The organism is Paraburkholderia youngii (assembly GCF_013366925.1).
GTDB classification, from domain to species: Bacteria; Pseudomonadota; Gammaproteobacteria; order Burkholderiales; family Burkholderiaceae; genus Paraburkholderia; species Paraburkholderia youngii.
The window spans coordinates 6,209,010-6,229,723 of the sequence record NZ_JAALDK010000001.1; the positions used below are offsets into that span (position 1 = coordinate 6,209,010).

Sequence of the window (20,714 nt, forward strand, 5' to 3'; positions counted from 1 at the left end):
CCAGTCAAAAAAACAGCTTTATGCAAAAAAATGCACGGTGCGGTTAAGGAACGCTTAGTAACTAAATCGAGAGGTTCGCCGCCGGCTCGTGAATTGCTGCGCGTGTCAATGGGTTGCTGATCGAGGAGGGCTCCTTCGCGGAGTCGCGCGAGAGCCCGCCAATACTGCACACGTCACGTCGACACGGTTTCCGGTGCTTCTTCAATAATCATCTTCGGCCGTGATTGCGATCTCAGCAACAGAGCAAGATCCACGAGCTCTACCCGATTCGTGTAACGCCCCTGCTGGGTTTTAAGATCGATTACGCCGAGCGCGAGGCCCGTAACGGCGGCCAATGCAGCCAGAAAGATCGAGTTCATGTAGTTCCCGGGAACAGCGCCGAGTTGGAACGTCTTCAAGAGCGATGACACGCCGCCTAAATCCTTAACTTGAGTGAATGCTGCAGCAAGTGCCGTAACGATTGCCGCCTCCTTGCCGAAAAAGAGTGCGATACGGGCGTCGATGCGTGTGAACATCGAGGTGCCGAAGCTGTTGTCGGTGAAGTTCGAGGACGGCGAGTCCGTTGAGAACTCCAGAGGCAGCGACGTGCCGTTGCTTCGGCTCGGCGGCTTATCTCGCGAAGGGAAACATGCAATTCGAGCACACTCTCAGCACGTCTGGCGGCCTCATTCTTCCCAATGTGACGAAGCAATGTTGCACGGCGCAATGTTATTTCGATTTCACCCTTCCCAATCTATTCTTTCGCAACCACAGCCGCTCACCAGTCAACAACCAATCTACGTGAAAATCAACTCGACGAATGGATGGCGCCCCAAACCGGCGCAAGCCTATCCTGCCATCCCATCTGCAATTCCGTTTTTTTGTCACGCGGTTCGGGGTTTTCCGCGAGGTCTACCCGTTGAGTTTGTGAGGCCATGCGTGCGATTCCGTTTGTCTCCTGCCGAAAATCCGCGAGCATATGGGGCCATGCTGACCACTACGTTGGGCGAAGTCTTGAGATCGACATGATGAGTCTGTTCGCTAGGGGACTGCAGTTCGCGAAGCCCCTCTGACGAGTTTGTTCGTGGTAACACTAGGCGTCGCATCGACGTGCGCTCCTAGTCTGAGCGTTGCCACTCAGTGTATGCAAGGTCACGTGTGTCAGTCTGCGACGTCGCGTAAGCAGTCTGTAGCTGTGCCCAACAAAGTCTGCCCAATGAGACGCTCAGGTGCGCCAGGCTGTCTGTAACGGTTGGGCTTCCGGAGATCGCGGTTGCGGGATGTGTGTTGCAAGTGGCTGCGCGTTACTATGCGGTAGTTTGTTGAGGTCCTCGTTCGATTCTGCGGCACAGGTTTTTCCAGTCTGTTGCTCGCGCGAAACATCAAAAAATATTTTTTGTTCCGTTATGTGGCTCCGAAGTGTCTTTCTCGATGGCAGTTGGGACAAAGGGCTTCTGCGTTCTCTGCAGTATCGAGTCCCCCATCTGCCAAGCGTTGAATGTGATGCACTTCGAGGTATGGGCTTCCATCAGGCCGGATGAAGGGCGCCAGTTTATGGCAGCCCTCACACCTTCCCTTCGAGCGGAAAAGAACTTGGGCGATGATGTACGGGTTCCTTCGATAAACGGTCGTCGTTACCGTCATCTTTTCCGGGATGGTAGGCATTTGCGTAATGGCTCGATTACGCTCATCTTCTGTTGCGAGAAGCGCGTTCCTGACCTGAAGGTCCAGATCGATTGCTTCTGCGTTACCCCCGTCTATCACGGACAGTCTAGCCAGGAAGTGGCTGTGAACCCGCTCTGGAACGCGGTAGGCCGGATTCCTTCTTTTGACATACCCAATATGGCTATTGAGCGCATATAGAGCCGTAGTCAGGAGACCGGGTCCCAACGCAGCGATTTTTTCGAAGTTGTACCGCCAACCCTCCTCAGAGATTGTATTTTGAATGAGGCGACGGTTAAGCAGGTATAGATAGCATTGCCAGTATCCGTTGGCGGTTCGGCTTCGATTAGGCTCCAAATCTAGGCGCGACATAAAAAGCTGATTTGCCTTGTTTTCCGGCAACGTCCCTTCGTAGACTCGGCGAGAAATTTCGTATCCCACCTCGATCATTTCCGGTGTACTTTTTTGCTTTTGCTTCTTATCGGCCATTTTTTCTTCAATTCATAGGAGATGGATATCGTACCTTCGCGTGACGCATACACAAACATAGAACTATCGCATCGCGTCTAGACGACTTAGCTCCGAACTTGAGAGATCGGCCGGCTGCTTTCAAATGTGTTGATGACGTTCAAATGTCAATGCAGGCCCTCCAATGAGTGATGCATGTTGGCCGACCGCCGCCCGACGCGCAAGGCCGTGATCGACCCGAAGCCGTCTTTTCATTCTCTACATAGCAGACATCCAAAACGCTGGTGCTCGCTCGGTATTCCTATACGCAGCAATTTAAGTGCGCCCCCTATGAAGAACATCTAACAATGCGTTCGGATCGTTTGGAGACTTCGCCAATTCAAACTCTTCTTTTTTCAATCCATAAATCGCGAATCTTTGTCCTGCCGGTGAATCGTCCCAAACAAAATTAGATTCGATGTCGAGCGAATTTGCCGACTTTTCCATCTCAAACTGTAACACGCCAAAGCGTCGCTTTTTCAAAACCCTGACGATCATGCAACAGACATTATTAAAGCATTTGTCAGTGGGGTCGGGTTTAACTCCTATATTAAATCCACCTCGATCCTTGACACTCGGAAAAGCAATGCCATCGGCCTTGCCTTTACTATATATCGCCCGTGTCAGCGCGCGACTCATCAGATAATTTCTTTTGTTTGCGTCGGTATCAGCAAGCACATGAGCGAAGAATTTGTCGATATAAATCAGCTTCAATGCATCGTGAGGAGGCATTGAGTTCATTAATCTGGTTATGCCCATGTCTGGATCGGTTCCACCAAAGTGCATATACCCGACCTTTTGAACGTTCGAGAATTCACCAACTAGTGCCAATCGCACCGGGTTGCCTTCACGCACACGGAAGCCTGCGAGTTGAACAAGGTGCCCCTCTTCAGCATCGACTTCAGCAATCGCGGTTTCCTTTCTTGCAGCAACGTAAAAACACGGAGAGCCAGCGTCGTTCAAGCGTCCGACTCGTGCAACGTGAGCTGGCGGATAATTCATTTCAATAAGGTTTTTGAACGGCGTACCTTGAACGATGCGGGCCCGCCAGAAAATACTGCCCGTGCCCCAGTTTAGGGAAAGAATCTTGTAATGGTCGAACAAGGGCGCCACGGCGTGACAGAACTCTGCCTCCGTCTCACTGCTAAGTGCCCTGTCAAAGATACGGTCGCAATCATCCAGGGTCATGTGCTCATTCCAGTGGTGATTGGTTATTGGTTGTTGGTTGCCGACTGCCGAGCAGCTGAGCGTCAAGAGCACGTTTGAATCTTCATTCAATCCTAGACCCGTTGCGGTCATCGGCATCCTAGAAAAGCGGGTCATCAACGTCACAGATCAGAGGCATGCGTGCGCCTGAAGCAAAGTAAATTCCGCTGTTCGGCACATCCCCCGCGTCGTCGTGCCAGGGGCTCACCACAGATCCACCAAGATATGATGCGTACTTTTCGAACGCGTAAGTTCAACGATAACGGGGCCACGCTCTATGAAAACCGTATCGAAACACGGTTTCCGGCCCCACAGTGGCGCGATCTTAGGAGCAAGGTGCGCTATTGCGTCAGCGAGGTTCACGTTCGGTAGCGGCAGATTATCGTAAATGGCGAGCCAGTTCACCGGAAACTGACGATAACCTACTAGCTTCGCGTGTTTGCCAGAAATATCACCTGCGATAAAAGTCGCCCAGTCTTCCTCCGCTAAACTCCCCGGCCAGCCCGAACCTGTCAAGCTTGAAGCAGCAATAATCTCTCTGAGTTCCTGTGTGGTCTTCCTCGGTGAGTCCGGACGGAAAAGAGACATGTCGATCACGGCGTCCGGTTTTATCCGCTCAGCGAGGGCCAAGCATGCAGAGTAACTCTGACTGATGGCCTCGGTTATCTCAATCCCCGTGCTGTTATTGCCCTGAACTAGCTCGAAGTCCGGTCTATCTCCGTGCTCGATCTTGAGAGGAAAGTGCAGCCGGCCTTGTTGGTTGAGCGTGGCGAGCAGTCTACAGATTGTCCATAGTTCAGTGTCCTCAGTCGTTCGCCCCTCGGTCCGTCCTGCCACGGATATATCCGTAGCCGCAAGGAGCGCACGCAAGTCTACCGACGAAGCGACAGCGCCAATATTGGATTTGTCTGATGACGGCACGATATTGAGCCCTTCCCCGTATAGCGAATCCAATATCAAGGTAACAGAAGAGGACCTTGACCGTCCGGAATTGGCTCCTACCGGACGGCTGCAGGATTGGGGTCTCCTGTGCCGCTCATGAGCGCACAGTCCGCAGAAGCATCCTCAGGCATCGCCCAGCCGGGACCGTCCGCGCTTTCGATGTCGGCGCGTCCGCGGTCGCCACTCTTCCTCGCCGTTCTATCTGCGACCAAAAACGCGGATTGTCATTTCGTCCCAGCGCTGCCTGGAGCCCGCCTTCACCTGTGTTCGCCGGAGAAAAGTCGAGCGCACGCAGAAAGTTCAAAGCTAAGTGAATCTCGACACGAGCATCGTAATCGTCGACCCTCAGAAAACAAACGCCCCGAGCATCAACCCGCGTGCGGCCGAATCGACACCGCCTCCGTTCCGGCTTTCAACCGATCCAGATAGTCAGCCCAAGCCTGCATCATCGCAACACGATCGTCCAGGAACTTCGTGCGGTTATAGGCCGTACCCAGCGAGTCCGGTACCTTGTGCGCGAGCTGATGCTCAATGACTTCGGCGGGAAATTTAAGCCGCTCGTGAAGGATGGTTCTCGCCATCGCCCGGAATCCATGACCGGTAATCTCGGTTTTCGTGTCATACCCCATGCGCCGCAAGGCTGCGTTGATCGCAGCCTCGCTCATCGGCTTCCTGGCGTCTCGCCCAGGGAAGACGTAGGTCCTGTGCCCGGTCAACGCATGAAGGTCCCGCAAAGTCTCCAGAGCTTGCGTAGAGAGCGGAACAAGTTGCTCGGTTTTTGTCTTGGTGACGAAATAGCGCCATTCGGCCTTATCGAGATCGAATCCTGCCCACTCTGCGTTACGCAATTCGCCCGGCCGAACGAACAGCAGTGGGGCTAAAAGCAGCGCGCACTTCACGACGAATGTGCCTCGAAAACCATCGATCGCACGTAGCAGCTCCGCCACTTTCGCAGGATCGGTGATGGACGCGAAGTTTTCGTGCCTAACGGGCGGAAGAACGCCTCGCAAGTCAGCCGTAGGATCACGCACGGCGCGCCCCGTCGCCACTGCATAGCGGAATACCTGCCCGCAGTTCTGCATCGCCCGGTGGGCAGTATCCCGCGCACCCCTCTCTTGAATCCGCCGAATCAAGGTCAGTACCTCGGGGGCAGTAATTTCACACACGGGTCGCTTGCCTAGCCAAGGGAAAACGTCCTTTTCCAGCCGCTGGATGATCTTGTCCGCATGGCTCTCGGCCCAACTGGGCTCTTGCCCGGCGAACCATTCGCGAGCGACGACTTCAAAGGAGTTCGCGGTCCGGTCAAGTGTCGCGGCCTTCACCGCTTTCTTGTGCTCACCGGGGTCAACACCCTTCGCCACGAGCTTGCGAGCGTCGTCCCGCCTCTCGCGTGCGTCCTTCAGGCCGATATCTGGATAGACGCCAAGGGATAACCGCTTCTCCTTGCCCCCAAACCGGTATTTGAAGCGCCACCACTTGCCCCCTGTGGCGGAGACCTCCAGATACATGCCGCGCTCGTCGAAAAGACGATAGAGTTTTCCGGTCGGCTTGGCATTGCGAACAGCTAGGTCGGTAAGTGCCATGCTTCACTCCTTGGGAAGCACCTCACGCGTTGCCTGGAGAAATGCGCGAAGCTGGGCGGTCTCCGCTGGAGTCAGGTTCACGCGGCGAGCCCCCAGTCGTATCGATAGCGCCCCGTCACTATCCATGGCAAAGCGCATTGACGCCTCCAGCCGACTGGCTTCATCCCGCTCGAAGGCGCGTTGCTGCTTCCGAGTCTCGCCCGGGTCGACTCCCTCAGCAAGTGAGGCGCGGGCATCGTCCCTTAACTCTCGCGCGGCCTCCAACGTCACTTCAGGGTAGACACCCAACGCCAGTTTCTTTTCCTTGCCGCCGAACCGGTACTTGAGCCGCCAGTATTTCCCGCCCTCGGGCGTGACGAACAGGAATAGCCCCCCGCCGTCGAACAGCTTTTGCGGCTTCTCGGCGGACTTGGCTTGCTTGATGTCGGTAGCGGTGAGCGCCATTTGGGGAATACTGCCTTCGCAGGATTGCCAGTAGCCCCCAAAGTCTTCCCCTTCCGGGGCAGGATGTCAACGGATCAGACCGGACGTCCAAGCAACAAAAAACCCCGCGAGCCTTACGCTACGCGGGGTTTCCGGATTTCTGCGGACTTGCTTGGAATATCGAATGGTGGAGAGGAGGAGGATCGAACTCCCGACCTTCGCATTGCGAACGCGACGCTCTCCCAGCTGAGCTACCCCCCCAACGAAAATAATTCTAGCACAGCCATTTTCCCTTTTGCCAAGCCTCCAGCCTCGGGAAAACCTCATCTGGACGGCGCGCCCGCGAGCACCCAGTCGACCACCGTGCGGATATCCGCATCGCTCATCGATTGATGGGCTGGCATCGGAATCATGCCCCATACGCCGGCGCCGCCGTCCTTCACCTTGCGCGCGAGTTTGGCCGGCGCCTGCGCATCACCCTTATATTTCGCGGCGACCTGCTGGAACGACGGCCCGACCAGCTTGCGATCCACCGCGTGACAGCCCATGCACGCATTCGCCGCGGCGACCTGCTGCCCGCGAAGTGCGGCCTCAGCCGCGCAAGCACCCGACGTCATCGTGCCCGCCATCGCACCGACCACCACCGCCAACACAACACCCCCAAGCGTCACACCCCGCATCAAGGCACCGCCTTCGGATTGCCCGGCCGCACCGCCGTCGACGAATTAACCGGAGCAGGCGCCTGCTGATCGAGCGGTCGCGCGCTCACCCCCGAATCGGGAATCGCGCCGACCGTCGGCTCACCAACCTCGGGCTGCGAGGCGGCCACCGGCGCCGTCGCGCTCGCGGCCGCAGCGGCCTCCGCTTCCTGCGGCTGGATGTACTGGAACACCTTGACGACCTGCATGACGCCCGGCACGCGACTCGTGACGTCGGCTCCGATTTTGCCCTCATCCATTGTGACAAGGCCCATCAGATAAACGTTGCTGCGCTCGGCCACGACCTTGAAGTTGTTCGCCGAAATGTTCTTCTCGGCGATCAGCGCGGTCTTCACGCGCGTTTCGAGGTAGGTGTCGTTGGTGCGCGACGAGAACGAGCTCGCCGGCATGATCGCCAGTTCATTGACGATCGTATTCACGTTGTTCAGGTTCCGCACGATGCTCTCGGCGCGTTGCTTCGACACCTCGCCCGCGACCTCGCCGGTCAGCAGCACGCGGCGGTTGAAGACCGTGACGTTCACGTGCGCGGAGTCCGGCAGGTTCTGGCTGATCTGCGACAGCGCCTTCACCTGAATCTCGCGATCCTCGGTCTGCGCGCCGAGCGTGCGACGGTCGGTCGCCATTAGCGCGCCGCCGCCCGCCGCGGCCCCGACGGCGAGAAAGCAGCCTTGCAGCGTGACCGACAGCCCCGCCGCGAACCCGACCACGAGCACGGTTCTCACCAGTGTCTTCTTGATGCGGAATACGCTCATCAACTAGCTCTCCTTCGAAATCAGTCTCAGTCTTCGCCGAGCAACATGGCATCGATGCCGTCGCACAGGCAATGGATGGTCAGCAGGTGCACTTCCTGGATGCGCGCGGTGCGATCGGACGGCACGCATACGTGGATGTCGGTGTCACTCAGCACTTCCTGCGCGCGTCCGCCGCCCTTGCCGGTCAGCGCAACGACGATCATTTCGCGCTCATGCGCGGCTTCGATCGCGGCAAGCACGTTCGCGGAATTGCCGGATGTGGTGATCGCGAGCAACACGTCGCCGGGCTGACCGAGCGCCCAGACCTGTTTCGCGTAAATCTGTTCGAACGAATAGTCGTTGGCGATCGCGGTGAGCACGGAGGTGTCGGTGCTGAGCGCAATGGCAGGCAGACCTGGCCGCTCGCGCTCGAAGCGGCCGATCAGCTCGGCCGCGAAATGCTGAGCGTCGGCGGCCGAACCACCGTTGCCGCACGCGAGGATGCGATTGCCGTTGGCGAGCGCGGCGAACATCGTGTCGATCGCGGCGGCGATCGGCATCGAGAGGATTTCCAGGGCTTCGAGTTTGACTGCCGCGCTGTCGCGGAAGTGTTGTTGGATGCGTTCGACTGACATCGAGTCTCTATCTTCTACCGCGAATGGACCGCACTGTGCGGCCGTGTTGTGAAGTCATACTGCCAGGCTGTGGCCGCCGATAAACTTGCGCTCGCGCGGCACGCGAGCGCAAGTTTATCGCACTCACGCGCGTTGTCCGCGCGGGCCGTCAGAGTTCGTCGGCGCGAAAAGCATCGCGCAACCACACGAGCCTGCCGCTCTCGAACGCGACGACGTCGAAACGGCACGCGGGTTCATCGCGCGGGGCGCGGTTCGTCGCGGCGCGAGTCGCGAGATAGTGCCGCGCCGCTCGCACGATGCGCTGCCGCTTCTGCCAGCCGATGCTCGCGGCAGCACCACCGTAATGCCGCTGCGCACGCGCGCGAACTTCGACGAACACCAGCGCGCCGTCGCGATCACTCATCACGAGATCGATCTCGCCTCCCCGACACGTCACGTTGCTCGCGACGAAGCGCAGACGCTGGCGCTGCAAAAACTCTCGTGCGCGTGCTTCGAAAGCGGCGCCGACGGATTTGGACTGGTGCGCGCAGGAAAAGTTGTGGGCGGTTTTTGGCCTGACGTTGATGGACGTCTTTTGCGCAGTCTTCGGCGCGACCTGCTCGCGCAAGCCCACATGGCACAATGTCGGCCTCGTTCCGTCTGTTTGTGTCTTCCGTGTCATGACTCCTCTCTCCGAACTCGCGCAAGGGCAGCAGTACCCCGCCGCCGCGCTGTATGTGGTGGCCACGCCGATCGGCAACATCGCCGACATCACGCTGCGCGCGCTGCACGTACTCGGACTCGCGGATCGCATCGCCGCCGAGGACACCCGCAACACCGGTCAGCTGCTCGCGCGCTACGGCATCTCGAAGCCGCTCGTCGCCGTGCATCAGCATAACGAGCGCGCCGCCGCGCAGCGCGTGATCGAGTATCTGCAGGCCGGCGAGCGTGTGGCATACGTGTCCGACGCGGGTACGCCGGGCATCTCGGACCCGGGGGCCAAGCTCGTCGATGCCGTTCGCGAGGCCGGCTTCGCGGTGGTCCCGCTGCCCGGCGCGAGCGCGCTCGCCACCGCGCTCAGCGCGACCGGCGACTGGGTCGCGACGTTCTCGTTCCTCGGCTTCCTGCCGCCGAAGCCGAAGGCGCGCGCCGCCGCCTTGCAGGCGCTCGCGCAGCACCCTCACGCGATGGTGTTCTACGAAGCACCGCACCGGATCATCGAGACGGTGCAGGCGCTCGCCGATGCGTTCGGCGGCACGCGTCGTCTGCTGATCGCGCGAGAACTAACGAAGTTACACGAAGCGCTGCACCAGAGCACCCTGGCCGAAGGGCCAACGTGGCTCGCCGCCGATGCGAACCGGCAGCGGGGCGAATTCGTGCTGGTGGTCGAAGGCGCTTCGCCCGAAGAGGCCGGCGAGCACGATCACGACGCGCTGCTCGGCATCCTGCTCGAAGAATTGACGGTGAGCAGCGCCGCGAAGGTCGCGGCGGCGCTCACGGGCGCATCGCGCAACGCGCTGTACACGCGCGCGCTCGCGCTGAAGCAAGACAAGCCCGACACCTGAGGACAAAGCCGGGCGGGCAAAAGGCGGAAGAGAAAGAGAAAAGGGCCGCATGTCGCGGCCCTTCGCTTGTCTACAGACGGTTGGTTCAGCCGACGCGGCATCACCGCCGCCGTCACGTCACATCACTTGTTCGAATCCGAGTTCGACGCGAGCGTCTCGTTCAGCTCGGCACGCGCTTCCTGCTGCGTGAGCCCTTCGATCTTGACCCGCGCGGTGCCGCTGTGGCGCATGTCGAGCATGCCGGCGGCCGCCATCGACAGGTCGATCACGCGGCCGCGCGCGTACGGACCGCGGTCGTTGATCCGTACGATCACCGAGCGCGAATTGGCCGGATTGGTCACGCGCACGTACGAGCCGAGCGGCAGCGTACGATGCGCGGCCGTCAGGGCGTGCATGTCGTAACGCTCGCCGTTGGCGGTGCGGCGGCCGTGGAAGAAGCGTCCGTACCACGACGCACGTCCAATCTGATGGAAGTCCGGAACGTCGACGCCGTCGTCGGTGAGCGGCTTCGCGTCAGCCAGCGACGGCGCAGGCGCGTCCGACGTGCCCGGGCTCGAGGCCGGCGCGCTACCGAACGATTGCGGTCCGAAAGAACTCAGGTGCATGTTCTTCGTACGTTGCGGCGTGTCGTTCGCGGACGTGTCGCTCGCACCGGGAGGCGTGGCGCAGCCGGCCAGTACAAAAAAGGCAAAAAGAGTCCCTAGACCACGGGATAGCCGAGTTTTCATAAGACGTGCAAACACATAGTCGAGCCGCGTCACCCGCGAAACTGCTGGGCATGTCGCTTGCGGCTCCGGCGGTAGGGACGACAACGCGCCGCGCGAAAAAGCGCAGTACGTCAAAGCCCGGATGCGGCTCACTCAGCCGCTACCGCACGGTTAATTTTCACGTCTGGCGCAACCTGTCCCCGGCAGCCTGACCAGACCCCACATGCCGCCAATCGAACGTGGCAAACACGTTCTTGCGCGCGTAACTCAGCGCGCAGGAACGGCGGCGTAGGCCCCACCCAGCGTCACGGAGGTTAATTCCGTAGCAGGCGCGCGGCGCCTGGCTGGGCAAGACGTGTGCATCGAACGCATCGATACTTGATGGCCGTCGGCATTCCGACAGCCCTTACTTGAATAGCGAGCGGCATCTCCGTTTTGTGAGGATGCGTCGCCTTGTGGCTGCACAACTCTTGTGCATGGACTCCATTATACCCAAAAAAAAATTTTGGGATGGCGAGCACCCACAATCCTTGATCAATCTTCACATTTATCGCAAAAATGGGCAGGCGACAGGCGCGACGATGCCATGCGCAAGCCCGTCGCGTCGGCGACGGAGACTGTCGCGAGGCCGGTACAATCAACGTTTTTCCAGCGCGTCGTTGCAGCCATGAAAGTCACCCTGATCCCCGTCACGCCGTTCCAGCAGAACTGCTCGCTGCTCGTATGCGAGACCACCGGGCGCGCGGCCGTCGTCGATCCGGGCGGCGACCTCGACATGATCCAACGCGAAGTCGCGCGGCAGAACGTGACCGTCGAGAAGGTCTTGCTGACACACGGCCACATCGATCACTGCGCCGGCGCGAAGACGCTCGCCACCCACTACGGCGTGCCGATCGAAGGTCCGCATCCCGACGAACGCTTCTGGCTCGACAAATTGCCGGATCAAAGCACGCGCTTCGGCTTCCCCGCGGCCGATGCCTTCGAGCCGGACCGCTGGCTGCAAGACGGCGACACCGTGCAGTTCGGCGACGAAACCTTCGAGGTGTACCACTGCCCCGGCCACACACCGGGCCACGTGGTCTTCTTCAGCCGGGCGCACCGGCTTGCGCTGGTCGGCGACGTGCTGTTCGCCGGCTCGATCGGCCGCACGGATTTCCCGCGCGGCAACCACGCGGACCTGATCCGCTCGATCCGCGACAAACTCTGGCCGCTCGGCGACGACATCACGTTCGTGCCGGGCCACGGCCCGACCTCGACGTTCGGCGCCGAGCGCCGCACGAATCCCTATGTCGCCGACGGAGTGGGCGCATGAGCAGCGAAATCTATGTCAGTACCGACGTCGAAGCGGACGGCCCGATCCCAGGCCCGCATTCGATGCTGAGCTTCGCATCCGCCGCATACACCGAGGACAAGCAGTTGATCGCGACGTTCTCGGCGAATCTCGAACTACTGGAAGGCGCGGCGCCGCATCCAGTGCAAGAAGCGTGGTGGAAGACCCAGCCGGAAGCATGGGCGGCCTGCCGTCAGGACTTGCAGAAGCCCGAGGCCGCCCTGAGCGCCTATGTCGACTGGGTCGAGGCGCTGCCGGGCAAGCCCGTGTTTGTCGCGATGCCGGCTGGCTTCGACTTCACCTATATGTTTTGGTACATGATGCGCTTCGTCGGCCGCTGCCCGTTCTCGTGGTCGGCGCTCGATATCAAGACGCTCGCGTTTGCGATGACCGGCCTGCCGTACCGCAAGAACATCAAGCCGCGCTTTCCGAGACATTGGTTCGACGAGCATCCGCACACGCACGTCGCGCTCGACGACGCAATCGAGCAGGGTGCCCTCTTTTGCAACATGCTGAAGGACTTGCGCGCGCGTCAGCCCGAGCTGCCGGGGGACGGCAAGGATGATGGGGACGGCTCAGGGCAAAACGCCGCTCCGGACCCGGTAAATTAGGCAATCTCGCTCGCGAGAGCCGTTTTACATTGCGTTTCGTTTTCGCGCCCTCTACCATTCGTTGATACGGCGACGCTAACGGAGGCGCAGTTGACACTCGATACGTTCTCACAGAAGATCCTGCGCCTGCTGCAGCTCGACGCACGCCGTTCCGTGCAGGAAATCTCCGACCAGGTCGGGTTGTCGAGCACACCATGCTGGCGGCGCATCAAGGATATGGAACAGTCGGGCGTGATCCAGCGCTACACGGCGCTGCTCGATCGCGAAAAGCTCGGCTTGCACGTGTGCGCGCTCGCGCATATCCATCTGACGCGTCACACCGAAGGCGGCGTCGAGCAGTTCGAGCGGGAAATCGCTACCTGCCCCGAAGTGACCGAGTGCTACAGCACGACGGGCGAATCCGATTACATCCTGAAGATCGTCGCGCCCGACATCAAGGCGTACGACAGCTTTCTGCACGAACGCATTTTCAAGATTCCGGCCGTCGCGCAGGTGCGCACGAGCGTGGTGCTGCGCGAAATCAAGTTCGATACGCAGTTGCCGTTGTGACGGATGCCGCCACCGCGGGCGGCATGGAAGTTCGCGGTTTCGGGCGTCCGAAACTGACCAAACTCAGGTGGCGTTGTGAGGCTCGGTGGCGGTTGACCGACCGGCGGGAGCGGTGCCGGTCTTGAGCTCCGCCGCCGAACCGCCTTGCGCGGCCGAGATATCCCGTTGCAGCAGCACGTCGAGCTTGCGTGCGCCGAGACGACGCTTGAGCGCCGTCAGATCGACGCGGCCGAGCGACTGCGCCTCGCTCTCCAGCAAACGAGCGACTTCGGCACCCTCCGCAGCGCGCCCTTCAGCAGACCCCGCCGCCGGCAACACCACCTCCACGTCGAGCCCGGTGCTCAGGTAGTGCAGATTCACCGCAGCGGCCCGCAAGCCACCGGCAGCCAGCGCCTCGTCGACCTCGGCGGTCACGCGCTCACGCGGCGGCAGATCGACCGGTGGATGCGCGAGCGCGTCGTTTTCCGGGTCAACGTGAATCAGCGCATCGAGCACGCGCTTGTCGGTCAGCACACGCAGACGCGCCGACTCCGCGATGTAATGGCCTTCCGACACCGAAATCATCGGATCGACGAGGATATGCGCGTCGACGAGCGCGAAATCGCCCGTCTTGCGCGTGCGCATTTCGTGCACGTCACGCACGCCCGGGGTGGACATCAGCAGCGCGCGCATGTCGGCGGCGGCGGTTTCGTCGAGCGCACGGTCCGACAGATCCTGCAACGCGTCCCAACCGAAGGTCCAGCCCATGCGCGCGACCATGAAGCCGACGATAGCCGCCGCGATCGGGTCGAGCAACCGCAGGCCGGCGAGACTTCCGACCACGCCGATCCCCACCACCAGAGACGACGCCGCGTCCGAGCGGGCGTGCCATGCGTTCGCGATCAGCATCGCGGAACGCACCCGGTTCGCCTCGTGCAGCATGTAGCGAAACAGCGCTTCCTTCGAGACCAGTACGAGCGCCGCGACCGCGAGCGCGCTCATATGCACGGCGGGAATATTTTGTAGATCGGCGAGCCGCGTACCGGCGCGCCACAACATACCGACGCCGACCGAGATCAGCAGCGCGCCGAGAAATAACGACGCCACTGTCTCATAACGGCTATGTCCGTAATTGTGATCGGCGTCGGGTTTTGCCCCGCTATGCCGATTGGCAATCAGCACGACAAAATCGGAAATGAGATCGGCGAGCGAATGGACACCGTCGGCAACCAGCGCCTGCGAGTGCGCGATCGTACCGATGATGATTTGCAGCGTCATCAATACGGTATTGACCGCAATACTCGCAAAGGTACTCTTGCGTGCAACGCGTTGTTTCTCGGCGGTTTGGGCGATCGCGGCGGACGGCATGCTGAAAAGGCGGAAAGGTCAGTTGTTGCTATTGTACCCGCCACGATTCGCCTGCGCAGGGAAGGCTGCGAAAAAACCTTTTTAAATCAGTCGCTTATCTAAACGAAAAGCATTCGCGTTCCAGCTACCTGAAGTGCATGCGACAGAAACCCGGCGCCGCAAATGACAAAACCGCGCCCTGAACGGTGCGCGGCTTTTTGAGATTCTGCAGCAGGCTATAAACGCGGCGGATTGCCAGTATCCGCATTACGTGCAGGCAAACCCTTACCATCCGCCGGATCTCGATTACTTCTGGATCAGAAACTTTTCGCGATCAAGACCGGCGATCCAGCGCGGCGGCTTGCCGCGACCGGACCACGTGCTGCCGCTTTCGGGATCACGATATTTAGGCGCGACGCCTGCGCGCGGCCGGCTCGCTTTAGCGCCCTTCGGTGCGCGGCCGCCGCCGAGTTCGCTCAGCGAAATGCCGTAGTCGGCCATTTTCTGCTTGATTTCATTCAAGACTTCCGCGTATTCGCGCGACTTCGCTTCTTCAATCTGCTTTTCGAGCTTCTCGCGCTGCGCGAGTAGTTCCTTGTAAGAAGACATAGGTTCCCTTGTGGTATGGATAAATGACGCCGGTCTTTTGCCGACTCGCCTTTGAAGGTTTCATGCCTCGGAATTTGATGGCGAGATTAACACAAAATAGAAAGGCTGGATAAGCGCCCGGAAAAAATTAATTTAAATTCGTTTCAAAAAGTTTCCTGCGTCGCTTCTGGGTCGGACAGCGGCCTTTCAAATAGGTGATTTCGCACGTCGCTGAAAAAATTCCCCCAGTCTGCATATTGATCCGATTTAACTATCAGAAAATGAGACTTGAACCGCCTATTGGCCATCAAACATTTCACGGCATGAAAGCTTTGGCTCGGATAAGCACGCACTTTTGATACAGGCGTCCGTTCGTTGCGACTGGCGCACGCTTGTTTTTCCGATAAACGATAAATGCTTAATCCGCATGCCGCTCGATGCAGACTTCGAGCGCCGCGTGCAATGTGCCGGTATCGGATCGCGCGTCATCGAATGCGAAGCGGCGACGCACACCGTTGCGTTTCAGATCGGCGCCGTAACGGTCGCCGCCCAGCATTTCGACGCCGCCCGCGCCACTAAACCGGCGACCGAACTCCGCGATCAGCGCGTCCTCGTCGCTGGCGGCAAGCGGTGGCAGCGGATCGAGTTGCGCGCCGTCGAGCCAGCCCATCGCGCCGAAGCCGCCGATGTGGCGCAGCCGCTCGATCTCCATGATCCAGAACGTGAAATCGCCCAACGCCAGATAGCGCTCCGCGTCCGGGTGATAGCGCAGGTAGCGCCGCACCAGTTCCGGGTTCGAGTCGACCGGCTCGAAGCGGCCGAGCAGCGTGACGCGCTGGCTGCCCAGCACGTCGCCATCGGCTGCGTCGACGGCCAGGAAACCGGCGCGCGGATCGGCGTGCAGGTTGTGCGTGTGCTCCGCGAGCCGGCTCACGAGGATCGTCGGACGATGCCGTGCGTCCGGCGCGAACGGCAGCACCGACGGATACGGAAAGCCCTCCGGCTGGCGAGCGTGCGTGGCGAGCGTGCCGACCGCGGCCGTGTGCAGCAGATGCAGCGGAGCGTGAGCGGGAATGTTCAACTGAGCGTTCCTCGGGTGAATTTGGAATGAACGGGAGAGCGGTGAGCGGCACAAAAGCCGTCACGCGCAGCAATTCAAAAAGCAACAGCGGCGCACCAAAGCATGACATCCAGCAATCCCGCTTCGTTGCATCTCCAGCCCATCAATCGTATGCGCCCGATCCCACGGCTCCAAGCGTTAGCCACCACGCTTCGATAAAATCGGAGATCCGCTTTCAATGCGCTTTCTCGCGCCCTCCGCCTCGAGACCTCCGTGCCCGATCACCACGCCTCCGAATTCGCCGTCCTCCCCGCCGCCCATCGCAACTTGTCCGTCACCGCACGGCAACGCGCACGGATCGCCACGATGGCGCTGTTTTTCATCGCCGGCATGATGTACGCGTCGTGGGGCGTGCACGTGCCGACGGTGCGCGATCGCTTCCATCTGAATCCGGCGATGCTGTCGTTCGCGTTGTTCGCGGTGGCGGGCGGATCGATCGGCGCGATGGTGACCAATGCGTCGTGGATCGCGCGGGTCGGCACACGCCGGGCCTGTCTGGCCGGCGGCCTCGCGATGGCCGCCTGCGCGGCGCTGATTCTGGCCGTGCCCGCGTACTGGATTCTGCTGGTCGTGCTGGCCGTCTTCGGCGCCGGCATGGCCACGCTCGACGTCGCGATGAACGCCGAAGCGAGCGCCGTCGAAAAGGCGCTCGGCAAGCCGATCATGTCCTCGCTGCACGGCATGTTCAGTCTTGGCGGCATGTTCGGCGCAGCGGTCGGTGGGGCGCTGCTGTCGCGTGGCATGGCGCCGGCCCTGCATCTCGCGCTCGCCGCGGCGACCAGCGCGCTCGTGCTGGTGCTCGCCTGCCCGTCGGTGTTGCCGCACGTGCCGCACGCCGAGCATCCCGATGCGGCGACACCACGTGCGAGCCGCTGGCGCTCGCCGGCGCTATGGGCGCTCGGCACGATGGCGCTGGTCGCACTGATCGCCGAAGGCGCGATGTACGACTGGGCCACGGTCTATATGCGCGATGTCGTGCTCTCGACGCCCGCGCTCGCCAGCGCCGCCTACGCGGCGTTTTCCGGCGGCATGGCAGTCGCGCGTTTTGCCGGCGACGCGGTGCGCGCCCGCTTCGGCGCACCCCAGCTCGTGATGATCAGCGCGGCGCTCGCCTGCGCCGGGATGGTCGACGCGCTGCTGCTGCCGAATCCGGTGGCAGCGCTAGCCGGCTTTGCGCTGATCGGCCTGGGCCTCGCGAACATGATGCCGGTGCTGTTCGCGGCGGCGGCGAGCGTGAAGGGCATCCACGCGGCTGAAGGGCTCGCGCACGTCGCGGGGCTGGCCTATTTCGGCTTGCTGCTCGGACCGGTGATCATCGGCGCCGTCGCGCAGGTGACCAATCTGACGATCGGACTGTCGGTCGTCGCGGTGTGCGCCGCGATGATCGCCTTCGCCGGGCCGAAGGTGCTGCGGCGTTTGAAGATCTGACAGGAGCGGTGAACAAAAGAAAAGGCACGCAAGCCTCGCGGCCCACGTGCCTCTCAAGCTGCGAATCGAAGTGCGGCGCGACGCCGCCTTCGATCACACCGAATTTACATCTTCACGACGTCGAGCAGCGTCTTCTTGCCTTGCTTGTAGTTGTACAGCGAGATCACGCCGTGCTGCAGGTCGCCCTTCGAGTCGAACGTCGTTTCGCCGATCACGCCCTTGTAGTCGGTCGCCGGCATCGCTGCCAGGATCTTCGCCGGTTCGGTCGAGTTGGCGCGCTTCATCGCGTCGACGATGATGTACACAGCGTCATACGTGAACGGCGCGTAAATCTGGATCGGCTGGCCGAAGCGCTTCTCGTACTTCGTTTCGAACGCCTTGCCGCCTGCCATCTTTTCGAGCGCCATGCCGGCTTCCGAGCAGACGATGTTGTCGGTTGCGTCGCCGGCCAGGTCCGACAGCTTGTCGGTACACACGCCGTCACCTGCGAGCACCTTCGCGCGCAGGCCGAGCTGCTTTGCCTGCTTGGCGAACGGGCCGCCGGTTGCGTCCATGCCGCCGTACATGATCGCGTCGGGGTTTTCACCCTTGATCTTCGTCAGAATCGCGCGGAAGTCGACGGCCTTGTCGTTCGTCGCGTCGTGCGATACGACGTTCAGACCGAGCGCCTTCGCGGTCTTCTCGAACTCGTTCGCGAGACCCTGGCCGTAAGCGGTCGAGTCGTCGACGATCGCGACGCTCTTCACCTTCATGCCCTTCGCCGCGTAGTTCGCGAGTGCCGGGCCTTGCTGAGCGTCGGTCGCGACGACGCGGTAGGTCGTCTTGAAGCCTTGCTGCGTGTAGGCCGGGTTCGTTGCCGACGGCGAGATCTGCACGATGCCCGAATCGCTATAGATCTTCGATGCCGGGATCGAGGTGCCCGAGTTCAGGTGGCCGACCACGGCGACGACCTTGTCGTCGACGAGCTTCTGCGCAACCTGCGTAGCCGTGCGGGGGTCAGCCGCGTCGTCTTGCGCGTCGAGTTGCAGCGTGACCTTCTGGCCGCCGATCGTCAGACCCTTCGCGTTGATTTCCTCAACGGCCAGACGCGCGCCGTTCTCGTTGTCCTTACCCAGGTGAGCGATACCGCCAGTCAACGGCGCAACGTGACCGATCTTGATGACCGTGTCGGCCGCGGCCGATGTTGCCAACGTCGCGAACAGCAGAGCGGCAGCGCTGATCGGCAACAGCTTTTGAATTTTGATGCTCATGTAAGTCTCCAGTTTCGGTCAAAACAACGTAATCGCCCTGTGCCCCGCTTCCCCTACACGTGTCGCTCAGTCCCGTGGACGACCACGCCGGTTGCATCGTTCATGCACTTGGCCAGTACGTTTACCGGACTGTTTGTGACAGTTGGCAAACCGTACTTGCGCGCAAGTGTAGGCCAACAAATTAATTTGCGGGAGTTTTTTGAGAAAGTGGGAACAACACTAATAGCGCAGTTCCTGCGCGAGCCGCTCGCGGCTTGGGCGAGCGAGCCGGAAAGCCCCATCCCATGCGGGTTTCCGCTAATTGGGAAGTTTCTCCGCGGGCGCGGATTTAGTCTTTTTCCGGCTTCTGTCACATAAGATTCGAAGGGTTTTTCAACTCAAAAATGTGGCGTGCCGCACAGGAATGTGACGACGGTAAAAAACTTAAATCAACCTTAAATCGACCACGCAATCAACGCACGAACCCGGCGATTCGCGCGGAGGCCGCCCGCCATTCCTGCTCGAGCTGCGCCATCAGTTCAGCCGCGCCGATTGCTTCGGCGCGCGTGCGCCCGAGCGGCGCACCCTGCCCCGCCCACAGCGACAGGTAGTCGCCGTTCTGCGCGCGCGCCGCGTGTTGCCGCAGCTCCTGCGTCAACGCGTTTTGCACCGGATACGGCGCGATGCTTTCCGCCGATTCGCGCAAACGTTGCATCAACGGATTGCGGATGCCGCGAGCGTGACGGCCCGTGATCGCGCGCGTCACCGTGGTCGACGTATCGGACGTGCCGCGCACGCGGGTTTTCCATACCTCGGGGATCGCGCTCTCGCGGGTGGTCAGAAATGCGGTGCCCATCACCGCGGCTTGCGCGCCTAGCGCGAGTGCCGCGACGATGCCGCGACCGTCCATGATGCCGCCGGCCGCCAGCACCGGCAGCCCGGTCGCGTCGACCAGTTGCGGCACGAGCGCCATCGTGCCGACCAGCGCATCTTCGAATGCGCCGATGAACGTGCCGCGATGCGCGCCTGCCTCCGCGCCTTGCGCGACGATCGCATCGGCACCCGCATCGCGCCACGCGATGCCCTCGGCAACATGCGTCGCAGTCCCAACTACATAGCTGCCTCCCGCATGCAAACGCTCGACGTCGGTCGCCGATAGCAGTCCGAACGTGAAGCCGGCGACCGGCACACGCAAGTCGATCAGCGCCTCCAGTTGCGCGCGAAAGTCAGGCGCATAGTGTGCGAGCGGCTGGCCCGGCGGCAGACCGAGCTCGGCACGCAGCGGATCGATCGCGTCGAGCGCGCGACGCACGGTCGCTTCATCGGGCGAGACGGGATCGAGCACGAACAGATTCACGCCGAACGGGCGATCGGTCAGCGCGCGAATCGCCGCGACCTCGCTCGCGATCTTCTCCGGTGCGAGCGCCGCGCCCGCGAGAAAACCAAGCCCGCCCGCATTCGATACCGCCGCGACGAGCGCCGGCGTCGTCGCGCCGCCGGCCATCGGCGCCTGCACGACGGGTACCCGCAGCTGGAAGCGCTCGGCAAACGGCGTCACAAAACTGTCTTCGTTCATGTTCGTTTCCTTTCCGGCGCAAAGCCGCCGATGTGCTCACGCATGCGCTCGCCAAGATGTCGCGAGATGCGCTGACACGCGCGAGCCATTACACGCTGACTGTACCCATCCGCGCCATCGCGGAGAAATGAATAATCGAGATCGTTTCAATCGCCTTACGAGAATCGAAGCGCGCCGCATTGGCCGCGAGGCCCCGTCCCGCCTCGCTGCAAGCCGGTTCTTTTGATGGCAAACTAACCGCCCGTTGCAGGGCCGCGTGGCCTTGAGCGTTTCGTACACACCGACCTCGCGCGGCGTTCGCGCGAGTCAATGGAGAACA

Annotated in this window: 21 protein-coding genes and 1 tRNA gene; 5 read left to right on the plus strand and 17 right to left on the minus strand. The window is 61.1% G+C overall.

The window, feature by feature from the left end; translation table 11 throughout:
* Window positions 1-173: 173 nt before the first annotated feature.
* The 11 genes from G5S42_RS28290 to G5S42_RS28340 form a co-directional block, all read right to left on the minus strand.
* Window positions 174-515, minus strand: coding sequence for a YuaM family protein (locus G5S42_RS28290; RefSeq protein WP_176109757.1), 342 nt, complete (start codon window positions 513-515; stop codon window positions 174-176).
* A gap of 868 nt (window positions 516-1,383) precedes the next feature.
* Complete coding sequence (locus tag G5S42_RS28295) at window positions 1,384-2,130, minus strand: HNH endonuclease (RefSeq protein WP_246392088.1); 747 nt, start codon at window positions 2,128-2,130, stop codon at window positions 1,384-1,386.
* Window positions 2,131-2,424: 294 nt separating this feature from the next.
* Window positions 2,425-3,471, minus strand: coding sequence for an RES family NAD+ phosphorylase (locus G5S42_RS28300; RefSeq protein ID WP_217709964.1), 1,047 nt, complete (start codon window positions 3,469-3,471; stop codon window positions 2,425-2,427).
* An 87-nt stretch (window positions 3,472-3,558) separates the two neighbouring features.
* Window positions 3,559-4,191, minus strand: a complete 633-nt coding sequence (locus G5S42_RS28305; RefSeq protein ID WP_176109759.1) for a hypothetical protein — start codon at window positions 4,189-4,191, stop codon at window positions 3,559-3,561.
* Between the two features lie 473 nt (window positions 4,192-4,664).
* Complete coding sequence (locus G5S42_RS28310; protein ID WP_176109760.1) at window positions 4,665-5,879, minus strand: tyrosine-type recombinase/integrase; 1,215 nt, start codon at window positions 5,877-5,879, stop codon at window positions 4,665-4,667.
* A 3-nt stretch (window positions 5,880-5,882) separates the two neighbouring features.
* A complete protein-coding gene (locus G5S42_RS45495; RefSeq protein WP_176109761.1) occupies window positions 5,883-6,323 on the minus strand; it encodes an Arm DNA-binding domain-containing protein in 441 nt (146 codons plus the stop codon).
* 164 nt (window positions 6,324-6,487) lie between these two features.
* Window positions 6,488-6,563: transfer RNA gene (locus G5S42_RS28320), tRNA-Ala, on the minus strand.
* Between the two features lie 62 nt (window positions 6,564-6,625).
* Window positions 6,626-6,982, minus strand: coding sequence for a c-type cytochrome (locus G5S42_RS28325; RefSeq protein ID WP_176109762.1), 357 nt, complete (start codon window positions 6,980-6,982; stop codon window positions 6,626-6,628).
* On the minus strand, window positions 6,982-7,773 hold the full coding sequence (locus G5S42_RS28330) for a BON domain-containing protein (protein ID WP_176109763.1): 792 nt from the start codon (window positions 7,771-7,773) through the stop codon (window positions 6,982-6,984). The genes G5S42_RS28325 and G5S42_RS28330 overlap by 1 nt, the downstream gene beginning before the upstream one ends.
* Window positions 7,774-7,799: 26 nt before the next feature.
* Window positions 7,800-8,387, minus strand: a complete 588-nt coding sequence (locus G5S42_RS28335; RefSeq protein ID WP_176109764.1) for a phosphoheptose isomerase — start codon at window positions 8,385-8,387, stop codon at window positions 7,800-7,802.
* Window positions 8,388-8,535: 148 nt separating this feature from the next.
* Window positions 8,536-9,048 (minus strand): YraN family protein, encoded by a 513-nt coding sequence (locus G5S42_RS28340; protein WP_176109765.1) that lies wholly within the window; start codon window positions 9,046-9,048, stop codon window positions 8,536-8,538.
* Between G5S42_RS28340 and rsmI the strand changes: the two genes are divergently transcribed.
* Complete coding sequence (gene rsmI / locus G5S42_RS28345) at window positions 9,047-9,931, plus strand: 16S rRNA (cytidine(1402)-2'-O)-methyltransferase (protein WP_176109766.1); 885 nt, start codon at window positions 9,047-9,049, stop codon at window positions 9,929-9,931. The genes G5S42_RS28340 and rsmI overlap by 2 nt on opposite strands.
* 122 nt (window positions 9,932-10,053) lie before the next feature.
* Here rsmI and G5S42_RS28350 read toward each other — a convergent pair whose 3' ends face one another.
* Window positions 10,054-10,659, minus strand: coding sequence for a septal ring lytic transglycosylase RlpA family protein (locus G5S42_RS28350; protein WP_176109767.1), 606 nt, complete (start codon window positions 10,657-10,659; stop codon window positions 10,054-10,056).
* Between the two features lie 646 nt (window positions 10,660-11,305).
* Between G5S42_RS28350 and G5S42_RS28355 the strand changes: the two genes are divergently transcribed.
* From G5S42_RS28355 to G5S42_RS28365, 3 genes are all read left to right on the plus strand, one after another.
* Entirely contained in the window at window positions 11,306-11,950 is a 645-nt protein-coding gene (locus tag G5S42_RS28355; protein ID WP_176109768.1) for an MBL fold metallo-hydrolase, read from the plus strand.
* A complete protein-coding gene (locus tag G5S42_RS28360; protein ID WP_176109769.1) occupies window positions 11,947-12,579 on the plus strand; it encodes a 3'-5' exonuclease family protein in 633 nt (210 codons plus the stop codon). Before G5S42_RS28355 ends, G5S42_RS28360 begins: the two co-directional genes overlap by 4 nt.
* 90 nt (window positions 12,580-12,669) lie before the next feature.
* Window positions 12,670-13,128: an Lrp/AsnC family transcriptional regulator gene (locus G5S42_RS28365; protein ID WP_012431468.1), complete on the plus strand. Its 459-nt coding sequence runs from the start codon at window positions 12,670-12,672 to the stop codon at window positions 13,126-13,128.
* Window positions 13,129-13,191: 63 nt separating this feature from the next.
* Here the strand turns inward: G5S42_RS28365 and G5S42_RS28370 are convergent, their stop codons facing one another.
* The 3 genes from G5S42_RS28370 to G5S42_RS28380 form a co-directional block, all read right to left on the minus strand.
* Window positions 13,192-14,475 carry a cation diffusion facilitator family transporter gene (locus tag G5S42_RS28370; RefSeq protein ID WP_176109770.1) on the minus strand — a complete coding sequence of 428 codons (1,284 nt, stop codon included), beginning with the start codon at window positions 14,473-14,475 and terminating at the stop codon, window positions 13,192-13,194.
* Window positions 14,476-14,760: 285 nt separating this feature from the next.
* Window positions 14,761-15,063, minus strand: a complete 303-nt coding sequence (locus tag G5S42_RS28375; RefSeq protein WP_008921239.1) for an H-NS histone family protein — start codon at window positions 15,061-15,063, stop codon at window positions 14,761-14,763.
* Between the two features lie 397 nt (window positions 15,064-15,460).
* Window positions 15,461-16,123, minus strand: a complete 663-nt coding sequence (locus tag G5S42_RS28380) for a HugZ family pyridoxamine 5'-phosphate oxidase (RefSeq protein ID WP_176109771.1) — start codon at window positions 16,121-16,123, stop codon at window positions 15,461-15,463.
* Between the two features lie 252 nt (window positions 16,124-16,375).
* On the opposite strand from G5S42_RS28380, the gene G5S42_RS28385 reads away from it, so the two are divergent.
* A complete protein-coding gene (locus G5S42_RS28385) occupies window positions 16,376-17,590 on the plus strand; it encodes an MFS transporter (RefSeq protein ID WP_176109772.1) in 1,215 nt (404 codons plus the stop codon).
* A gap of 104 nt (window positions 17,591-17,694) precedes the next feature.
* On the opposite strand, the gene G5S42_RS28390 is transcribed toward G5S42_RS28385, so the two are convergent.
* Together G5S42_RS28390 and G5S42_RS28395 are read right to left on the minus strand one after the other, a co-directional pair.
* On the minus strand, window positions 17,695-18,840 hold the full coding sequence (locus G5S42_RS28390; protein WP_018436890.1) for a branched-chain amino acid ABC transporter substrate-binding protein: 1,146 nt from the start codon (window positions 18,838-18,840) through the stop codon (window positions 17,695-17,697).
* A gap of 451 nt (window positions 18,841-19,291) precedes the next feature.
* Entirely contained in the window at window positions 19,292-20,395 is a 1,104-nt protein-coding gene (locus tag G5S42_RS28395) for an NAD(P)H-dependent flavin oxidoreductase (protein ID WP_176109773.1), read from the minus strand.
* Window positions 20,396-20,714 lie beyond the last annotated feature (319 nt).